17 protein-coding genes are annotated in these 17,706 nt (G+C 61.7%); 14 read left to right on the top strand and 3 right to left on the bottom strand.

What is annotated here, in order from left to right; translation table 11 throughout:
• The first annotated feature begins 90 nt into the window (after nucleotides 1-90).
• The 7 genes from ACFRFQ_RS13315 to ACFRFQ_RS13285 all read left to right on the top strand — a co-directional run bounded on the left by ACFRFQ_RS13315 (nucleotide 91) and on the right by ACFRFQ_RS13285 (nucleotide 6,304).
• Nucleotides 91-792, top strand: a complete 702-nt coding sequence (locus ACFRFQ_RS13315; RefSeq protein WP_378658003.1) for a Clp protease N-terminal domain-containing protein — start codon at nucleotides 91-93, stop codon at nucleotides 790-792.
• Nucleotides 793-850: 58 nt separating this feature from the next.
• The gene (locus ACFRFQ_RS13310) at nucleotides 851-2,527 is read left to right on the top strand and encodes an FAD-dependent oxidoreductase (protein WP_378658001.1); all 1,677 of its coding nucleotides are present in this window, start codon (nucleotides 851-853) and stop codon (nucleotides 2,525-2,527) included.
• Complete coding sequence (locus ACFRFQ_RS13305; protein WP_138871118.1) at nucleotides 2,524-2,877, top strand: ferredoxin family protein; 354 nt, start codon at nucleotides 2,524-2,526, stop codon at nucleotides 2,875-2,877. The genes ACFRFQ_RS13310 and ACFRFQ_RS13305 overlap by 4 nt, the downstream gene beginning before the upstream one ends.
• Nucleotides 2,874-3,875, top strand: a complete 1,002-nt coding sequence (locus ACFRFQ_RS13300) for an ABC transporter substrate-binding protein (RefSeq protein WP_378657996.1) — start codon at nucleotides 2,874-2,876, stop codon at nucleotides 3,873-3,875. Before ACFRFQ_RS13305 ends, ACFRFQ_RS13300 begins: the two co-directional genes overlap by 4 nt.
• On the top strand, nucleotides 3,872-4,714 hold the full coding sequence (locus tag ACFRFQ_RS13295; protein WP_378657993.1) for an ABC transporter permease: 843 nt from the start codon (nucleotides 3,872-3,874) through the stop codon (nucleotides 4,712-4,714). Before ACFRFQ_RS13300 ends, ACFRFQ_RS13295 begins: the two co-directional genes overlap by 4 nt.
• Nucleotides 4,711-5,445, top strand: a complete 735-nt coding sequence (locus ACFRFQ_RS13290) for an ABC transporter ATP-binding protein (RefSeq protein WP_378657990.1) — start codon at nucleotides 4,711-4,713, stop codon at nucleotides 5,443-5,445. The genes ACFRFQ_RS13295 and ACFRFQ_RS13290 overlap by 4 nt, the downstream gene beginning before the upstream one ends.
• A 64-nt stretch (nucleotides 5,446-5,509) precedes the next feature.
• Entirely contained in the window at nucleotides 5,510-6,304 is a 795-nt protein-coding gene (locus tag ACFRFQ_RS13285) for an LLM class F420-dependent oxidoreductase (RefSeq protein ID WP_378657988.1), read from the top strand.
• Between the two features lie 17 nt (nucleotides 6,305-6,321).
• On the opposite strand, the gene ACFRFQ_RS13280 is transcribed toward ACFRFQ_RS13285, so the two are convergent.
• Genes ACFRFQ_RS13280 through ACFRFQ_RS13270 form a run of 3 tightly spaced genes read right to left on the bottom strand, consistent with a single transcriptional unit; the run spans nucleotide 6,322 to nucleotide 10,201 of the window.
• Nucleotides 6,322-8,013, bottom strand: a complete 1,692-nt coding sequence (locus ACFRFQ_RS13280; RefSeq protein ID WP_378657985.1) for an acyl-CoA dehydrogenase family protein — start codon at nucleotides 8,011-8,013, stop codon at nucleotides 6,322-6,324.
• Between the two features lie 10 nt (nucleotides 8,014-8,023).
• Entirely contained in the window at nucleotides 8,024-9,529 is a 1,506-nt protein-coding gene (locus tag ACFRFQ_RS13275; protein WP_378657982.1) for a class I adenylate-forming enzyme family protein, read from the bottom strand.
• 36 nt (nucleotides 9,530-9,565) lie between these two features.
• Nucleotides 9,566-10,201, bottom strand: a complete 636-nt coding sequence (locus ACFRFQ_RS13270; RefSeq protein WP_378657979.1) for a TetR/AcrR family transcriptional regulator C-terminal domain-containing protein — start codon at nucleotides 10,199-10,201, stop codon at nucleotides 9,566-9,568.
• A 251-nt stretch (nucleotides 10,202-10,452) separates the two neighbouring features.
• Here ACFRFQ_RS13270 and ACFRFQ_RS13265 point away from each other — a divergent pair, with 251 nt between their 5' ends.
• From ACFRFQ_RS13265 to nthB, 7 genes are all read left to right on the top strand, one after another.
• Nucleotides 10,453-11,472, top strand: coding sequence for a helix-turn-helix domain-containing protein (locus ACFRFQ_RS13265; protein WP_378657976.1), 1,020 nt, complete (start codon nucleotides 10,453-10,455; stop codon nucleotides 11,470-11,472).
• 194 nt (nucleotides 11,473-11,666) lie between these two features.
• Nucleotides 11,667-12,728 (top strand): phenylacetaldoxime dehydratase family protein, encoded by a 1,062-nt coding sequence (locus ACFRFQ_RS13260; protein ID WP_378658574.1) that lies wholly within the window; start codon nucleotides 11,667-11,669, stop codon nucleotides 12,726-12,728.
• Between the two features lie 114 nt (nucleotides 12,729-12,842).
• Entirely contained in the window at nucleotides 12,843-13,211 is a 369-nt protein-coding gene (locus ACFRFQ_RS13255; RefSeq protein ID WP_378657974.1) for an ArsR/SmtB family transcription factor, read from the top strand.
• 39 nt (nucleotides 13,212-13,250) lie between these two features.
• Nucleotides 13,251-14,657 (top strand): ABC transporter substrate-binding protein, encoded by a 1,407-nt coding sequence (locus tag ACFRFQ_RS13250; RefSeq protein WP_378657972.1) that lies wholly within the window; start codon nucleotides 13,251-13,253, stop codon nucleotides 14,655-14,657.
• Between the two features lie 114 nt (nucleotides 14,658-14,771).
• Entirely contained in the window at nucleotides 14,772-16,337 is a 1,566-nt protein-coding gene (locus ACFRFQ_RS13245) for an amidase (protein WP_378657969.1), read from the top strand.
• A gap of 73 nt (nucleotides 16,338-16,410) precedes the next feature.
• Complete coding sequence (gene nthA / locus ACFRFQ_RS13240; RefSeq protein WP_378657966.1) at nucleotides 16,411-17,034, top strand: nitrile hydratase subunit alpha; 624 nt, start codon at nucleotides 16,411-16,413, stop codon at nucleotides 17,032-17,034.
• A 27-nt stretch (nucleotides 17,035-17,061) separates the two neighbouring features.
• On the top strand, nucleotides 17,062-17,700 hold the full coding sequence (gene nthB, locus ACFRFQ_RS13235) for a nitrile hydratase subunit beta (protein WP_378657963.1): 639 nt from the start codon (nucleotides 17,062-17,064) through the stop codon (nucleotides 17,698-17,700).
• Nucleotides 17,701-17,706: the final 6 nt, after the last annotated feature.

Below are 17,706 nucleotides of genomic sequence, written 5' to 3'. Positions count from 1 at the left end.
CGCCATTGTCGCCGCTACGCAGTGGGGGTTATATGGGGTTATGCACATCAGTGCAGGTCAGAGAGTCGAGTTACGAGAGAGGCGGAGCAGATGCCAAAAATCAACGTCTATGTTCCCGACGACCTCGCCGCCGCGGTACGCGCCCGGCAACTCCCGATCTCGGCGATCTGCCAAATGGCTCTACGCGGCGCGCTCGATCGTGAAGCACCCGATTCTTCCGTGCGCATCACCGAACATATCGAGACCGATCTACCGTTCAGTCCTCACCTGGCATCGGTGATATCCCTCGCTCCAGCTGCTGCAGCCAGAAAAGGGTCTCCGACAGTTGATTCCGAGCACTTGCTCCAAGCTCTCTTGGACGAGGAAGAGAACCTCATCCTGCGCGGCCTCGACCACCTCGGGCTGACCCGAGCGTCGATCCAGAAAACTCTCGATCTGCTGGTACCCGACAAGCCGCCGATCAACGACAGCGATGTCACGTACGGCCCTGCGGCCCGCGTGATTCTCGAGGCAGCGGTTGCCGACGCGCAATTGGTCGGAAACTCCGTCGTGAACGGCGCGAATCTGGTGTGGGCCTTGGCAAACGCTTCCTCGGGATACGCCGCCGACGTCCTGGATCAGCTCGGATTCTTTCAGGTGACCACTCACCAAGCCCTGGGATTGATCGAAGTCGGTGTCGGCCATACAAACCGATATGCACCGGCCGGCCAAGCCGCGATCCTCACGGAACTGGCCAAGATCACCGACCGCCTCGCACGCCTCGAGGCCTCGCTGTCGTCTTCGTGTAGCTAGAGCGAACAACTCGTAGCCCCCTCTCTTCTCACGCATTCCAGAATGGAGGTGCGCTGTCATGGCGCGCTCACTCCCTCGCTTTCACGGGCAGATAGTCACGGACGACTCCGAGAATCTGCACGTGTCGACCGACGTGTTGATTGTCGGCGGCGGACCGGCGGCAACATGGGCGGCAGTTGCCGCCGCCGAATCCGGCGCCAGTGTCACGTTGGTGGACAAAGGCTATGTCGGCGCAAGCGGTGTAGCCGCGACGGCAGGAGTCGGACATTGGCTCGTGCCCCCGGTTCCGGAACGCCGCGACGAAGAAATCTCGCGGCGCGAACGCTCCGGCGGTTTCATCACCGATCGAGTCTGGACCGAAGCGGTTCTCGACGAGGCTTGGGAGCGAACAGCTCTCATACCGGAATGGGGCTACAAGCCCAGCGCCAGCCCGCGCGGTCCCGGCTCCCTGTTCGGCGCCCGGCCCGGCGAGCGATCGTTTTCCGGCGCCGCCCCGGACTACCTCCGCTTCCTCCGCGGCAAGGTGAAGAAATCCGGAGTACACGTACTGGATCACAGTCCTGCGCTGGAACTTCTCGTTGATTCCAACGGAACCGTCTCCGGGGCAACGGGTTACCAGCGCCAGGTCAAACGGCCTTGGCGCGTCGACGCCGGTGCCGTGATCCTCGCGACCGGCGGAACCACGTGGAAGAGCCACTCGCTCGGCGGTGACGTGAACACCGGGGAGGGTCACTTGATGGCCGTCGAAGTGGGCGCTCACCTCTCCAGTATGGAGTTCTCGAACTTCTACGGAATGGTGCCGTTCGGAACCAGCATGGACAAGAACGGTTTCTTCGTCTCCGCGTCGTACTGGGATCACCGCGGTGAACCGATCCGGTATCACGACCTACATCAAAGCCGCGCAGAGCTTCTCGGCGCTTCACTGCGCGGCACGATCACGGCACAGTTCACTCAGTTCGACAAAGAAGTGTGGCCGGCTCTGCGCGCCGCGATGCCCAACTTCTTCATGGTGACGGACAAACTCGGGATCGATCCGTTCAAAGAGCGATTCCCGATGGATTGGGTCCAAGAGGGAACGGTCCGGGGTACTGGCGGAATACATGTTCTCGACTACGAGGCGTCGACGGGAGTACCCGGCCTCTACGCGGCCGGCGATATCGCGGCGCGCGACCGGATAGTCGGCGCGGCCACCGGAGCGGGTGGACCCAATCTGTCCTGGGCCATCGCGACCGGAACGTGGGCCGGACGTGCTGCGGCCCGATACTCGGCAAAGCGGGGATTGCCAACCTCATTCGGCGGAAAACCGTCCGGAACCCTCGGCGTTCGTGGGCGGGGCGGCATGCATGTCGCCGACACCGTTCGCTCGATCCAGTTCGAGATGCTACCGATCGACAAGGCCGTCTTCCGCAGCAACGACGGTCTCGCCGACTCGGCTGCGCACTTGGATCGGCTGTGGGAGAGCGCGTCTTCTGCCCCGAGCGTCGAGTACTCCGGCATGGAGGCCATAGCGCAACGCGAGGCCGCCGGAATGCTTGCAATGGGCAGATGGGCGGTACGTACTGCCATGGCGCGCACCGAAACCCGTGGCATGCATACTCGCACCGATTTTCCGGACACGGATTCGAGGCAGGCCCACCGACTGCTCAGTGGCGGGCTGAACGACATCTGGGTACAACCGGATACCGAATTACCTTGTGTTGGTAGCACATTGGCCGCGCAGGGGAGTGCGTCATGATCGAGATCATCAACGCCGACCGATGCACCACCTGTGACATCTGTGTCCGGATCTGCCCGATGAACGTCTTCGAAGCCGTCCCGGATGCCCCTCCCGTGATCGCCCGGCACTCGGACTGCCAAACGTGTTTCCAGTGTGAGGCGTACTGCCCGGCCGATGCCATGTTCGTCTCGCCCTCGCGCACACCAGAACCTCAAGGTTCCGAGTTCCTCGACGAAGAGCACCTTCTCGGACAGAACCTGCTCGGGATGTACCGCGAACGCGTCGGGTGGCGTAAATCGTCTCCCCGCCCGACACAATCCACAGCCGACTATCACCAGCTTGCACAGAACGCCAGGAGAACACCATGACCATCCGCACTCGTACCAAAAGCCTTGCCGTACTGCTGGGAATCGCACTTCTCGCAACGGTGACCGCGTGCTCGTCGACCTCGGAAGCGACCGAGGGTACGTCAGGCGCCCTGGTTCCGTTGACAGTGGGCGCCCCGTGGAACGGTGCGGCGGGTAAATCCCCGGCGGACACAACCTCGTTCGGTTACGCCGTCCACGAGGGTCTTGCGCAGCCCATTCTCGAGAAGTACAGGTTCGAGTACAAAGCCTTCGTGGGCTTCAACAACGGTCCGCCGGTGGTGCAGGCACTACAGACGGGCGACGTACAGGTTGGCATAATCGGTGACACGCCTGCCGTTCAGGCGAAAGCGAGCGGAATCGATGTGCCTGCCTTGGTGATCGACAAGCCCGCATCCGATATCTGGTTCCTCGGGCGCGAGGGTGGAGTGTCGAAGATCGAAGATCTTGCCGGCAAGAAGGTGGGGCTGCAGTTCGGCTCCAACTTCGACAAGTACGGACGCGCGGTTCTCGAACGGGCCGGTGTCGCGGATCAGGTGGAGCTGGTGAATCTCCTCTTCGCCGACGCGCTTCCGGCCCTGCAGCGCGGAGACATCGACGCCGTTCCGCTTCCCGCCACCACGGCCGGCATCTGGCGCAAGCAGATCAACTTCCCGATCCTGTCCAAGGCAAGCGTCGACGATCCGGATCTGCTGGCCACCAGCGTGGCTCTGACGTCGCGTGAGACTTTTTCAGCGAATCCCGAACTGGCAAAGGCCATCTGGGAGGTTATTGCGGCCGGAGACAAGGCAATCGATGCAGACCACGATGCCTACGCCCAGTTCGTCTTCGATGCCACCGGCTCACCGGTCGATGTGGTCAAGGAAGCAACGCTGTGGAATTTCCAGACCGAACCTGTTGATCCGGACGGATTGAACACGGTGCGTTCGACGCTCGACTTCCTGGTCAAATCCGGTAAGGCGCCCAACGCCTTCGACGTCACAACCTGGGCAGTGTCATGAGCGTGGAAGCACCAGCACCACCCCGGGTCGAATCTCCGCAACTCGTCGCGCCGGTAGCCAGCCGCCGTCGACGCTCACGATTGACCGATATCGCACTGCGCGCGAGCGTCCCGGTTGCCCTACTCGCTTTGTGGGGGGTGGGATCAGCCACCGGCAAGATCGACGAGAAGACCTTCCCGTCACCGGCGTCGGTGTGGTCGGCCTTCGTCGAGCTACTGACCACCGGCGTTCTCTGGGAGAACCTTTCGGTATCTCTGGTTCGTGTTGCCATCGGATTTGCCATCGGCGGCGCCCTGGGTCTGTTACTCGGCATCGTCTCCGGTTTGTTTGCTCTTGCCGACAAACTGCTCGACCCGACGCTGCAAATGCTGCGCACCATCCCGTTTCTGGCCATCACTCCGTTGCTGATCTTGTGGTTCGGTATCGACGAACGACCCAAGATCATCATCATCGCGGCGGCAGCGCTGTTTCCGCTGTACATCAACACTCACAGCGGCGTGCGCAACGTCGATCGCAAAGTCATCGAGGCGGGACGAGTGTTCGGGCTCCGTGGCATCGGGTTGATCCGTCAGGTGATCCTGCCGGAGATGATTCCGTCGGTGCTTGTCGGACTGCGGGTCTCGCTGTCGGTGTCGCTTCTCGCGCTTATCGTCGCCGAATTGAGCAATGCCCCCAAGGGCCTCGGCTTCCTGATGACGTCGGCTCAGCAGTATTTCCAGACCGACATCCTGGTGGTTGTCGTGATCATCTATGCAATCTGGGGGTTGTCGGTCGACCTTCTCGTTCGAGGTCTCGAGCGAATCCTGATGCCGTACAAGCAATGGGGGAAGTCCGCATGACGGTTCGAGCATCCGACACCGGTGTAAACGCCAGTGGTGTCGTCAAGACGTTTGGTGATCGCACAATCCTGGACGGTTTCTCGCTCGATGTGAGACCGGGGGAATTTGTTGCACTTCTCGGAGCCAGCGGCAGTGGCAAGACCACCTTCCTGCGCATTCTCGCCGGCCTCGAGGGATACGACGCCGGAGAGGTGCGTGCACCGGACGCACGGACGGTTGTCTTTCAGGAGCCTCGCCTGATCGCGTCGAAGCGCGTCCAGGACAACGTCATACTCGGTCAGCGGGCAACCCGGAAGAATCGCGCCGCCGCAGCTGCAGCCTTGGCTGAGGTGTCACTTGCCGGACGCGAACGTGCATGGCCCACAACCTTGTCGGGCGGCGAAGCACAACGCGTCGCATTGGCCCGCGCCTTGGTTCGCAATCCGCAACTGTTGTTGCTGGACGAGCCTTTTGCGGCACTCGACGCGCTCACCCGACTCCGCATGCAGGCGTTGGTGGCGGAACTGTGCCGCAAACATCGCCCGGCAGTGCTGCTGGTGACTCACGACATCGACGAGGCAATCCTGCTTGCGGATCGAATTGCGGTGTTGCGGGACGGTCGTTTGAGCATCCTCGAAGACGTCTCGTTCGCGCAGCCGCGCAATCCGGCGCAACCGGGGTATGCAGCTCTGCGCACCCGCTTACTCGAGGAATTGGGGGTCTACGAAGCGGTAGGTGCCGCACTCACGTAGCGGCAACCGGGCCTTCCCGGCCATGATGAAAGGTGCAACCATTTCCTCTCGGCAGGAGCACGGCATGACTCGTCCGGTACGCATCGGTGTTCAACTCCAACCCCAGCACGCGCCCGACTACGGGCTGATCCGCGACGCGGTTCTGCGATCAGAGGACGCCGGTGTCGACATCGTCTTCAACTGGGACCACTTCTATCCGTTGACCGGTGATCCCGACGGAGCTCATTTCGAGTGCTGGACCATGCTCGGAGCCTGGGCCGAGCAGACCGAACGTGTGGAGATCGGAGCCCTGGTCACCGGCGGTGGCTACCGCAATCCCGATCTGCTGGCCGATATGGCGCGCACTGTCGACCATATGAGCGGTGGGCGGCTCATCCTCGGCATCGGCGCCGGCTGGTTCCAGAAGGACTACGACCAGTTCGGCTACGACTTCGGTACCCCGGGTTCACGTCTGAAACTGCTCGGCGAGTACCTGCCTCGCATCACACGGCGACTGGCCGCCGGCAATCCGCCGCCGACGCGCAATATCCCGGTTCTGATCGGCGGTGGCGGCGAGAAGAAAACCCTGCGTTTGGTCGCCGAATACGCCGATGTGTGGCACAGCTTCGGCGACCGCGAGACACACCTGCGTAAGTCCGACATCCTGGCCGATCACTGCGCCGCCGTCGGACGCAATCCCCTGGACGTGGAGCATTCCGCCCCGTGGCCCGGATTGGAGAATGCCGCCGACCTGGTGGCAGATGGCGTCACTCTCTTCACGGTCAGCGTGAGCGGTCCGGACTACGACCTGACAACCCTCGTCGAGGCAATCGGGTGGCGCGATGAGAACACCGCGCCACCGTTGAGCGGTCTGGCCTAGCGGCCTGCGCACCGGCGTTACGCCCTCGCGAGAATTCCTGCGAAATCGGTTCCGACCGGCAGGGTTCCGTATTCGTGGCCACGATCCTCGCCCAGGCGAGCGGCGATGAACGCCTCCGACGACGCAGCCGGGGAGTAGCGAACCATCAGCGAAGCCTGCAACGCGAGCGCCATGGCTTCGACAACGGTCCGCGCCCTCAGCTGTGCGTCGGCGGGTGCCAGCGTGGCGAGTTCACCGAGCTGGCGGCGTACGCGGTCGAGATGCTGATCGAGAACCGGGTTGTTGCCGCGAGCAAGGTTGACCTCGAGGTCGAACGCGGCGACGGAATCGGGTTCACGAGTCATCGCACGCAGTACGTCGAGCGCGATGACGTTGCCTGAGCCCTCCCACACGGCCATGACGGGCTGTTCGCGGTAGCGACGAGCCAGCGGGAAGTCCTCGGTGTATCCGTTGCCTCCCAGGCACTCGAGAGCCTCGTACGAGTGATGCGGGCCGCGCTTGCAGATCCAGTACTTCGCGACGGCTGTCGCGAGGCGCCGGAACGCCTTTTCCTGCTCGTCTGCATCGTTGTCCTGCGCGCGTGCCAACCGAAGTGCGGTGATGGTCGCGGCCTCGGATTCGAGAGCCAGATCGGCAAGCACCGACGTCATGGCAGGCTGATCCGCCAGAACCGCACCGAAAGCACTGCGGTGGCGTGCATGCCACACGGCTTCGGCGACGGACTGGCGCATCCCGGCGGTACTGCCGAGGATGCAGTCGAGGCGCGTCTGCGACACCATCTCGATGATGGTTCGCACGCCGCGGCCCGGTTCACCGATCATGGTGCCGACGGTGCCGTCGAGTTCGATCTCCGACGACGCGTTGGACTTGTTGCCCAGCTTGTTCTTCAGACGCTGGATGCGGAAGACGTTCCGGGTACCGTCTGGCAGGATGCGGGGGAGAAGGAAGCAGGAAAGTCCTTCGCCGGCAGCACCTTCAGCCTGAGCGAGAACCAGAAACGCATCGGACATCGGTGCCGAGCAGAACCACTTGTGACCGGTGAGCAGGTAATCGGCGCCCGGGCCGCCGCGGCCGGCTGGCTTGGCGATGGTGGTGTTGGCGCGTACGTCCGAGCCGCCCTGCTTCTCCGTCATCGACATACCGAAGACGGCGGATTCCTTCCCCGGGGCGTCCAACTCTGGGGTGTAACTGCGTGAGAGTGCGCGCGGCGTCCAGAGAGCGGCGACATCAGGTTGCAGCTCGAGCGAGGGAATGACGGCGTGCGTCATGGAGATCGGGCACGCATGACCTGGCTCGACCTGAGAGAACAGCATAAATGCCGCTGCGCGAGCAACATTGGCACCAGGCTTGGGGTTTTCCCACGCCGACGTATGCGCGCCGTGAGCGACCGCCGCCGAGATGATGCGGTGATACGACGGATGGTATTCGACCTCGTCGATGCGGTTTCCCCAGCGATCGAAAGTCTTCAGTTCGGGGATTACCGTGTTGGCCAACTCGGCGTCGTGCTGGAATCCCGCACTGCCGACCAGTTCACCGATATCGGTGAGTTCGCCTGTTGCCCAATCGGCATCGTGGCGCGCGACTCCTTCGGCGAGCACCGGATCGAGCAGGAACTCGTTGACATCCGTGCGCGGCACCGACTGGTTGAGCACTGCGTGCGTGCGATGCGGAGCCGGGTGGGTGACGCTCTTCTCGGAAATATCAGTCATGACTGGCCTTTCAGCTCGCTGCGCGGATGAGGTGCTTCTGGATCTTGCCGGTCGGTGTACGCGGGAGCACAGTCACAAACTCCACCTCGCGCGGAATCTTGTAGCGCGCCAGCTTGTCCGAGAGGTAGTTCTTGATGTCGTCGGCATCGATGGCACCGGGTTCACGCCACACGACATGCGCAACGACGGTCTCGCCCCACTCCGTGTTCGGCTTGCCGACAACGGCCACGTCGACAACGTCGGGGTGCCCGGAGATCACGTCCTCGACTTCCTTGGAGTAGACGTTCTCACCGCCCGTGATGATCATGTCCTTCGCACGGTCGACGATGAACAGGTAGCCGTCCTCGTCACTGCGCGCGAGATCGCCGGTGCGGTACCAATCACCGTCGGCAAATGCGGCTGCCGTTGCCTGAGGGTCGTCGAGATAACCCTGCATGACGGTGTCGGCGCGCAACCAGATCTCTCCGATCTGCCCAACTCCGACGTCGATGCCGTCGCCACCGACGACCCGCAGATCCACCCCGGCGAGCGCGTACTTGCCGATGGACCCGGCCTTGGTCAATTGTTCTTCGGGGTACAGCACCGTGCCGACCGGGCCGGTCTCGGTCATGCCGTAGACCTGACGGAATTCGGTTGTGCCATAAGACTCCACGAGTCGCCGGGCGACATCGGCACCAATGGGGCCGCCGCCGTACAACCACGCACGGACACTGCTGAGGTTGTAATCGGCGAAGTTCGGCACCAGGTTCAGCGCGGTGGTGTAGATAATGGGAGGACCGAAACACAGGGTAATACGTTGTTCCTGAACGGTTTCCAGGAACTTGACGGGGTGATATTCACGCAGCAGAACGACTGTTCCACCCATGTACAGCGTGGACATGAACCAGTTGTTGAGCGGGGAAGCGTGCCAGATCGGAACAGCCATGAGCAGGCGTTCGTCACGCGTCGTCGAGACAGCAAGGCCGGCAGTGATTGCCACCCCGACCACATTGCGGTGACTGTGGACGCAGCCCTTCGGAGCGCCGGTAGTGCCTGAGGTGTACAGGATTTCGGCGGGGTCGTTTTCGTTGATCGGGGCGCCGTCCACACCGGCCAGGCTGGTGATGGCGTCGTCGAAGAAGTCGAAACCATCTGCGGCAGAGTCGGTACTGACCAACGTGGCCGTGGTGTCGAGCCGACTGACGACCGGCGCCAGCTCACCGTCGAAGACACACACCGATACCTTTGCATGTCCCAGCACGTAGGCGACCTCGGGTGTCTGCATCTTGTGATTGATGGGAACCACGACGGCACCCAGACGCCACGCTCCGAGCATCGCGTAGACAAAACCTGGAGTGTTGAAGCACATCAGGGCTACCCGATCGCCACGTTCCACACCCAGATTTTCCAGATACGCGGCGGCCCGCCGGCTTCCGTCCTGAACCTGCTGATACGTGTGTTCGTGGCCGCCTGAGATCAGGAACGGTTTGTCGGGCGTCTTGGTGACATTGCTGTCGAATACGCGAACGATGTTCATCGGCAAATCCTTAAAAGTTCTGATGGAGAGAGAGTTTCAATCCATCGAGCTGTTCAGTACTGCGTCGGGGATCTGAAGGGTGGCAAAGATGACGGCAACAGCTTCCTCGAGCGAATAGCCGAAGCTCTCGCCGGTAGCCGTCTTCTGAATGACAAGGCCGAAGATCGCAGACCAGAAGGCCTTCGATTCGACGTCGATGCCCGCGCGCAGCTGCCAGCCGGTGCGGACCAAGGTACGGAGGAGGGCGGTTTCGCCCGAGGAGTGCAAGGTGCGGAGAGTTTCGGAGATGAGATCGCGAAGTTCGCCGCGCCGCCCCGTCATCATCATCGCTTCGACAAAGATCTCGACGCTCGGAGCTCCCGCACCGAGCAGCGATCCGACAAGTTTCTCGGTGTAGTCACCGACGGTCGCGGCGTCCGCGGCATCAACCTCGGCTCGCTTACCAGCGCGGAGAACTGCAGCGCAGGCGACCTCGACGAAGAGCTTCTCCTTGGATCCGTAGTAGTAGGTGACCTGATTGGGGTGGGCGCCGGCGGCCGTGCAGATCTGGGCGATGGACACGCACTCACCATGCTCGAGAAACAGTTCCGTTGCCGCGTCGAACAGCGCCTGGCGGGTCTGCTTGCCGGATTGCCGTGTTGCCCTTGCTGCCGGTACTGCTTCGGTGGCCATGGACGCTCTCCTACTTGTTTGTATGACAAACAATAACTCGGCGTTGTTTGTATGGCAAACAAATTCTTTTCGACCGCGAATCCTCGGGTGAGAGCTACGACCAACGGCAATCGACACTCCACACACAGCGGACTAGTCTTTTCGCAGAGAGCGAAGCCCGTACTCACTCCATCGGGATGAACTGCAGACTAGGCACATTCGGTGTTTAGCCAACCGAACAACTCGATTCTTCTGCGAGGAGGTGCCCTGCAATGCTCGGGAAACCTGACGTTCCGCTTCCCATACGGGCAACTATCGCCGGGGACTGGGCAGACCTACTACGCGAGCATTTTGTCGCTCTGGACGTATCCGATATCGACGACCACACACGTTTCACCGGAGCGGTCCAATCGGCACAACTTGCCCACGTCAAGGTTGCTGCCGTTCAGTCGATGGAACAACGAATAGTGCGCAGCACCAGTTTGATCAGGGACGACGGCGCCGATTACCTGCAAATCGGCATGATTCGCCGTGGCAGCGCGATAGTGCGGCAAGATGAGCGCGAATGCATACTGCGATGTGGTGATTACGTCCTGTACGACACCACTCGCCCATTCGATTGGCAATTCGAGGGACATCCAGACGACGGTTTCTGGGGACTCGAGGTCTTCACCTGGCCAAGGCCGTCGCTGGCGCTCGCCGACGCCGAAATCCGGAATCTCACTGCCATTGCGTTTGACGGTCACACCGGCGTGAGTGGGCTCCTGGGTCGCTTTCTCCACGATCTTGCGTCGGTTCGTATGGCATCCGATAACGCCGGAGGCGAGGCTGAGATCATCGAGGAAATCAGCGGTTTGGTGAAGTCCTTCCTGCACAACACAATCCGTCCGGTCTCCTCGTATGGGAACAACCTCTACGACATGGCACTTTCGGTCATCGACGATCGCATCGAGGACCCGTCCCTGTCTCCGGCGCACATCGCGGAATCGGTCGCGGTGTCCATTCGGCAGTTACATCGGGTCTTCGCCGAGCACGGCACGACGGTGTCACGCTCTATTCGACGTCGCCGCCTCGAAGTCTGTCGCCGTGAAATGATGCGACACGGCACAGCAGGGCGATCGTTGAGCCAGATTGCCTACCGTTGGGGATTTGCCGACCCCTCCACGTTCAGCCGGGCGTTCAAAGCCGAGTTCGGGATGAGCCCTCGCCGATACCGCTCGGAGTCACTGGCCGCCACACTCGATTCGACGCACCCCATCCCACTTCGGCAGCAAGCAGTAACACACACGTAACCTGCTGCGCCACTGGCCCATTCGAGACCATCGCGGAAATCCGGCGCCAACGGGCAGAATCCGAGACTCTTGGCACTGTCGTCCATGTTTCTGGCATTCATGGTCAAGTTTCTCCAGCCCTGCGGGCGTAAATTTTCGATACGCCGTTGCCACACGTCAGGCAACCGGAAATGACCTACTCGGATGGAGTTCTCATGGAATCTGCGATCAGTGAACATCTCAAATGCCCGCGAACTCTGACCCGCAGAGTTCCCGATACGTACGTACCGCCATTTCCCATGTGGGTCGGGCGCTCGGACGACAAATTACAACAGGTGGTGATGGGCTACCTCGGCGTGCAGTTTCGCGGCGATGAGCAGCGCCCGGCAGCACTGCAGGCCATGCGGCACATCGTCGCCGGCTTCGACCTGCCTGACGGACCGGCTCACCACGATCTCACCCACCACATCGACAACCAGGGGTACGAGAACCTGATCGTCGTCGGGTATTGGAAAGATGTTTCTTCCCAATATAGTTGGAGCAAATCTGCCCCTGTCGCATCCTGGTGGGAATCGGACGACCGCTTGTCGGACGGATTGGGGTTCTTCCGGGAGATCGTGGCGCCGCGAGCCGACCAGTTCGAAACGCTGTACGCATTCCAAGACGATCTTCCCGGCGTCGGAGCCGTGATGGACGGCATCAGCGGTGACATCAACGAGCACGGCTACTGGGGTTCGATGCGCGAGCGATTTCCGATCTCCCAGACCGATTGGATGCAGGCCTCTGGCGAACTACGGGTTGCCAGTGGCGACCCGAGCGCAGGTGGCCGTGTGGTGGTGCGTGGGCACGACAACATCGCGTTGATTCGATCCGGCCAGGACTGGGCCGAGGCGGAAGCAGACGAACGCAGTCTGTACCTGGACGAAATCCTGCCCACTCTCGAGGCGGGCATGGACTTCCTCCGCGACAACGGCCCGGCCGTCGGCTGCTACAGCAACCGATTCGTACGCAACATCGACATCGACGGAAACTTCCTCGATCTGAGTTACAACATCGGTCACTGGGCCTCGCTCGACCAACTCGAACGGTGGTCGGAATCCCACCCGACCCATCTGCGGATCTTCACGACGTTCTTCCGTGTTGCCGAGGGTCTGTCGAAATTACGTCTCTACCATGAGGTCTCGGTATTCGACGGGGAGGCTCAGCTGTACGAGTACATCAACTGCCATCCGCAAACCGGAATGCTGCGCGACGCGGTGACAACCGCTGATCACTGACCGAAGCTGCCAGAATCTTCGGCCTGGTTCTTTCCCTCGGGGGCAACTCGAGATATGTTGATGAGTGTCGACATATCTCAGTAGAGGCCCTCGAGGAAGCGCGGACAGCACACAGTGACTACTCAACGAAACGAAGAGTTGGCGTTTGCTGTGCTGGCCGACCAAGTGCGTCGACAGATTCTCGACACTCTGGCAACCCATGGCGAGTGCAATGCAGGCTTCATCAGTGACCAGATTTCAACGGTAGGTCGCACCACTGTATCCACGCATCTCAAGGCGCTGCGGCTGTCCGGAGTGATCGTAGAACGACGCCAAGGACGCCATCGCTTGTTCTCGATCGATCCGTCGGGGCCCGCCAACGATGCCCTCCAGTTCCTGCGCGACGTCCTCGGGCGAGCTTTGGAAGCAGGTACGAACTCCTCGGACTCACCGACAACGACGACACTCGATTCGGACTCCGCTTCGACACGTCGCCAGGCGTGAGGCCAGACCGCAGCATCTATTTCAGGCAGGACGTAGAACGTGCCAGGTCTCTCCGTAACGGCACACATCGTGACGACCGACCCACCAGGGTCGGCCTTCGAGCGCCTCGAGACAGGCCAGCTGCTCGAACTCGAATGTGAGCAGCTGACGGTCGGGTCCGCCGTCGCCATCTCCCTTCCCGTCGGCGACGGCGCACGCGCCGATGTCGCAGGAATGCCGATCACCCTGTTGGGGTATGTGGCCGGCGTGAAGCGGGGCCGATCGGTTGTGATCGCGCACCACCAACCGTGGCGCGGCCGCCTGACGATCAGGTTCTTTCCCGACGGCACGGGGACCCGGATCGTTCTCGAATCCAGCCTCGATCAGGACGGCATTTCCTGGCTTGCCCACAAGCGTGGATTCGCTCCACCAGAACCGCCACGCTCCGATCGCCATCGGATCGGACTGTTGGTCAGCAAATCCGGCTCGGCGGCTGTATTTGCCCAGGCCACAGAGGCACTCGCCGCCCTGGCTGTGGAAGAGATCAATGCCAACGGCGGTGTCGGCGGCGTTGTCGTCGAACTGGTGATCGGCGATGATGCTTCCGACTCCGCAGCTGGGGCGGCGACCGCACTGCGGCTGATGAAAAGCGGGTGCCGCACCATTTTCGCGTGCGTGACGTCGGCGACCTTCAACGCTGCTGCGTCTGCACTGCAGAACACCGGTGTGTTGTTGGTACACACCGTTCTCAACGAAGGAGGCCGATCGCGCCGCGGGATTCTTCGCTTGGGTGAGCGGCCACTCGAACAGGCGCGGGCGGGCATCCCCGCTCTCATGTCCGAAACAGGCTCTCGCACATGGTTCCTGGTCGGTCAGCGGTACTCGTGGTCGTACGGAGCGCATTGGGCGACTCGGCGCGTGATTGCCGAATCCACCGGTTCGGTGGCCGGTGAAGCCTACGTACCGCTGGGGACAATCGACTTCTCACACGTCATCGAGTCGATAACCCGCTCCGGCGCCGAATTGATTCTTTCCTCCCTGGTCGGTCACGACGAGGTCTTCTTCGAACGGCAATGCGCCGAATACGGCTTACGGGCAACAACGCGGACGTTTGCACTCGTCCTCGACGAAGCTACTCAACAACTCATCGGCAACTCCGACGCCGACGGCGTGTGGGCGGCATTCGGTTACTTCCAAGCGGCAACAGGCAATGACGATCTCGAAAAGCGTTACAACGCGAACTCGAACGAGCTTCTACCGCCACTGAGTTCCTTGTCGGAGACGACCTACGAGGCCATCCTGGCATACGCGCGCGCAGTCGATACTCCGTCGGCCGGCGATCCGGAAACCATACTGCGGCAGCTGGCCGTGACGCCGAAAAGCTTTACAGACAACGATGTTCCACTGCACCGACCGATTCTGATCGCCGAATCACGTCGCGGCCGCCTGTATCCCCGCTCCCTCTGAGAGCGCGTAACCCGAATTTAACGCGTCAATATGTCGATACCTATTGACTCAATTGCAGATCTAGCCCTAGTCTGAGCAGCAAGTGAAGCCGATCACATCAGGAGCACACTTCTCATGGCGATAATCCGACCTGACGACAAAGCAATAAACACTGCTGCAGAGCACTACGGCCTCACTCTGGACGACGAAGCCAGGCGCGAGTGGCCGGCGCTGATAGACGGAGCACTGGGCTCCTACGACGTAGTCGACCAGTTGTATGCCGACGAGGCAACTCCGTCGCCAATTTCCCGCGAGCACACGGTACCGACAGCAAGCGAAAACCCTTTGAGTGCTTGGTATGTGACCACCAGCATCCCGCCGACGTCGGGTGGCGCCTTGACCGGCCAACGCGTGGCGATCAAGGACAACGTGACCGTGGCCGGAGTTCCGATGATGAACGGATCTTCGGCACTAGAGGGGTTCACTCCGTCTCGCGACGCGGCTGTGGTCACTCGACTACTGGCAGCCGGGGCAACGGTTGCCGGCAAGGCCGTCTGCGAGGACCTGTGTTTTTCCGGCTCGAGTTTCACCCCGGCAAGCGGACCGGTCCGCAATCCGTGGGCCCCGCAGCGCGAGGCCGGTGGATCATCCGGTGGCAGTGCAGCTCTCGTGGCAAACGGTGACGTCGATATCGCAATCGGTGGAGATCAAGGAGGATCGATCCGAATCCCGGCGGCCTTCTGCGGCGTCGTCGGACACAAGCCGACCTTCGGACTCGTCCCGTACACCGGCGCATTTCCCATCGAGCGCACAATCGACCATCTCGGACCGATCACACGCAACGTCCACGACGCCGCACTGATGCTCTCGGTCATCGCCGGTCGCGACGGCAACGACCCTCGTCAGCCGGACAGCCTGGAAGTGGGCGACTATCTGTCAACTCTCGACGCCGACGTGAAGGGCTTGCGGATCGGCATCGTTCGAGAAGGTTTCGGGCATGCAGTCTCACAACCCGAGGTCGACGACGCGGTCCGCTCGGCAGCACACAGCCTGGCCGAGATCGGTTGTGCGGTAGAGGAAGTAAGCATCCCGTGGCACTTGCACGCCTTCCATATCTGGAACGTGATCGCCACCGACGGCGGCGCCTATCAGTTGCTCGACGGCAACGGATACGGCATGAATGCCGAGGGATTGTACGATCCGGAACTGATGGCGCACTTTGCTTCTCGACGCATTGAGCAAGCCGATGCTCTGTCCGAAACCGTCAAGCTCGTCGCGTTGACCGGTCACCACGGCATCACCTCTCTCGGCGGCGCGACCTACGGCAAAGCTCGCAACCTCGTGCCGCTTGCCCGCGCCGCCTACGATGCGGCTTTGGAGCAGTACGACGTCCTGGTGATGCCCACACTGCCCTACGTCGCATCCGAATTGCCGGCGAAGGACGTAGACCGCGCAACCTATATCACCAAGGCTCTCGGAATGATTGCCAACACAGCACCATTCGATGTGACAGGCCACCCAGCCCTTTCCGTTCCCGCCGGCCTGGTGAACGGGCTTCCTACCGGAATGATGATCATCGGCAAGTCCTTCGACGATGCGACGGTCCTTCGGGTCGGACGCGCATTCGAACGGGTTCGCGGCCCATTTCCGACGCCGGCCGACCGTTCCTCCCATTCTGCACCACAATTCAGTCTCGCCTAGTTCTGTACCCGCAGTTGCACAACAAATTCCACCGATTCACACATGATCAGCCCACAGAGAAAAGGTGAACCAGATGTCAGTAACGATCGACCACAAAACGGATAACGCCGCACCGGCCCAGGCGCCGGTCTCCGATCGCGCGTGGGCGCTGTTCCGCGCACTCGACGGCAAGGGATTGGTACCGGGCGGTTACGTCGAGGGATGGAAGAAGACCTTCGAAGAGGACTTCAGCCCCAAGCGCGGTGCCGAGTTGGTCGCCAGAGCCTGGACCGATCCCGAGTTCCGGCAGTTACTCCTCACGAATGGCACTGCAGCAGTTGCTCAGTACGGCTATCTCGGACCTCAGGGTGAATACATCGTGGCTGTCGAAGACACTCCGACGCTCAAGAACGTGATCGTCTGCTCACTGTGTTCATGCACCGCGTGGCCCATCCTCGGCCTGCCGCCCACCTGGTACAAGAGCTTCGAATACCGGGCGCGAGTGGTGCGCGAACCACGGAAGGTTCTCTCCGAGATGGGAACCGAGATCACTTCGGACGTCGCAATCCGCGTCTACGACACCACGGCCGAAACTCGCTACCTGGTCCTACCGCAACGCCCCGCAGGCACCGAGGGCTGGAGCCAGGAACAACTTCAGGACATCGTCACCAAGGACTGCCTGATCGGGGTCGCGATCCCGCAGGTCCCCACCGTCTGATCACCCCGACAAGAAAGAAGCACACCCATGGATGGAGTACACGATCTTGCCGGAGTTCAAGGCTTCGGCAAAGTCCCGCATACCGTCAACGCCGACATCGGCCCCACTTTTCACGCGGAGTGGGAACATCTGCCGTACAGCCTGATGTTCGCCGGTGTCGCCGAACTCGGCGCCTTCAGCGTCGATGAGGTTCGATACGTCGTCGAGCGGATGGAGCCCCGCCACTACATGACGACCCCGTACTACGAGCGGTACGTCATCGGCGTCGCATCGCTGATGGTCGAAAAGGGGATCCTGACGCAGGACGAGCTCGAAACCCTTGCCGGGGGACCGTTCCCGCTGTCGCGGCCCAGCGAATCCGAAGGACGACCGGCACCCACCGACACGACCACCTTCGAGGTCGGTCAGCGAGTACGCGTGCGTGACGAGTACGTTCCGGGCCATGTTCGAATGCCCGCCTACTGCCGTGGACGGGTGGGAACCATCACCCATCGGACCACCGAGAAGTGGCCGTTTCCGGACGCAATCGGTCACGGGCGCAACGACGCCGGCGAAGAACCCACGTACCACGTGAAGTTTGCAGCGGAGGAACTGTTCGGTCGCGACACCGATGGCGGAAGCGTCGTTGTCGACCTTTTCGAGGGCTACCTCGAGCCGGCGGCCTGATCGTCC

This window comes from Rhodococcus sp. NPDC056743 (genome assembly GCF_042790355.1).
GTDB lineage: Bacteria > Actinomycetota > Actinomycetes > Mycobacteriales > Mycobacteriaceae > Rhodococcus_F.
The sequence above is the reverse complement of the archived record's forward strand: the minus strand, read 5'-3'. Positions and strand labels throughout refer to the sequence as shown.

Coding starts and splice junctions, on each gene's coding strand:
- nthA (WP_378657966.1), top strand. CDS start 16,411: ATGTCAGTAACGATCGACCACAAAACGGATAACGCCGCACCGGCCCAG.
- ACFRFQ_RS13315 (WP_378658003.1), top strand. CDS start 91: ATGCCAAAAATCAACGTCTATGTTCCCGACGACCTCGCCGCCGCGGTA.
- ACFRFQ_RS13300 (WP_378657996.1), top strand. CDS start 2,874: ATGACCATCCGCACTCGTACCAAAAGCCTTGCCGTACTGCTGGGAATC.
- ACFRFQ_RS13260 (WP_378658574.1), top strand. CDS start 11,667: ATGGAATCTGCGATCAGTGAACATCTCAAATGCCCGCGAACTCTGACC.
- ACFRFQ_RS13275 (WP_378657982.1), bottom strand. CDS start 9,529: ATGAACATCGTTCGCGTATTCGACAGCAATGTCACCAAGACGCCCGAC.
- ACFRFQ_RS13280 (WP_378657985.1), bottom strand. CDS start 8,013: ATGACTGATATTTCCGAGAAGAGCGTCACCCACCCGGCTCCGCATCGC.
- ACFRFQ_RS13295 (WP_378657993.1), top strand. CDS start 3,872: ATGAGCGTGGAAGCACCAGCACCACCCCGGGTCGAATCTCCGCAACTC.
- ACFRFQ_RS13245 (WP_378657969.1), top strand. CDS start 14,772: ATGGCGATAATCCGACCTGACGACAAAGCAATAAACACTGCTGCAGAG.
- ACFRFQ_RS13290 (WP_378657990.1), top strand. CDS start 4,711: ATGACGGTTCGAGCATCCGACACCGGTGTAAACGCCAGTGGTGTCGTC.
- ACFRFQ_RS13285 (WP_378657988.1), top strand. CDS start 5,510: ATGACTCGTCCGGTACGCATCGGTGTTCAACTCCAACCCCAGCACGCG.
- ACFRFQ_RS13270 (WP_378657979.1), bottom strand. CDS start 10,201: ATGGCCACCGAAGCAGTACCGGCAGCAAGGGCAACACGGCAATCCGGC.
- ACFRFQ_RS13305 (WP_138871118.1), top strand. CDS start 2,524: ATGATCGAGATCATCAACGCCGACCGATGCACCACCTGTGACATCTGT.
- ACFRFQ_RS13265 (WP_378657976.1), top strand. CDS start 10,453: ATGCTCGGGAAACCTGACGTTCCGCTTCCCATACGGGCAACTATCGCC.
- ACFRFQ_RS13310 (WP_378658001.1), top strand. CDS start 851: ATGGCGCGCTCACTCCCTCGCTTTCACGGGCAGATAGTCACGGACGAC.
- nthB (WP_378657963.1), top strand. CDS start 17,062: ATGGATGGAGTACACGATCTTGCCGGAGTTCAAGGCTTCGGCAAAGTC.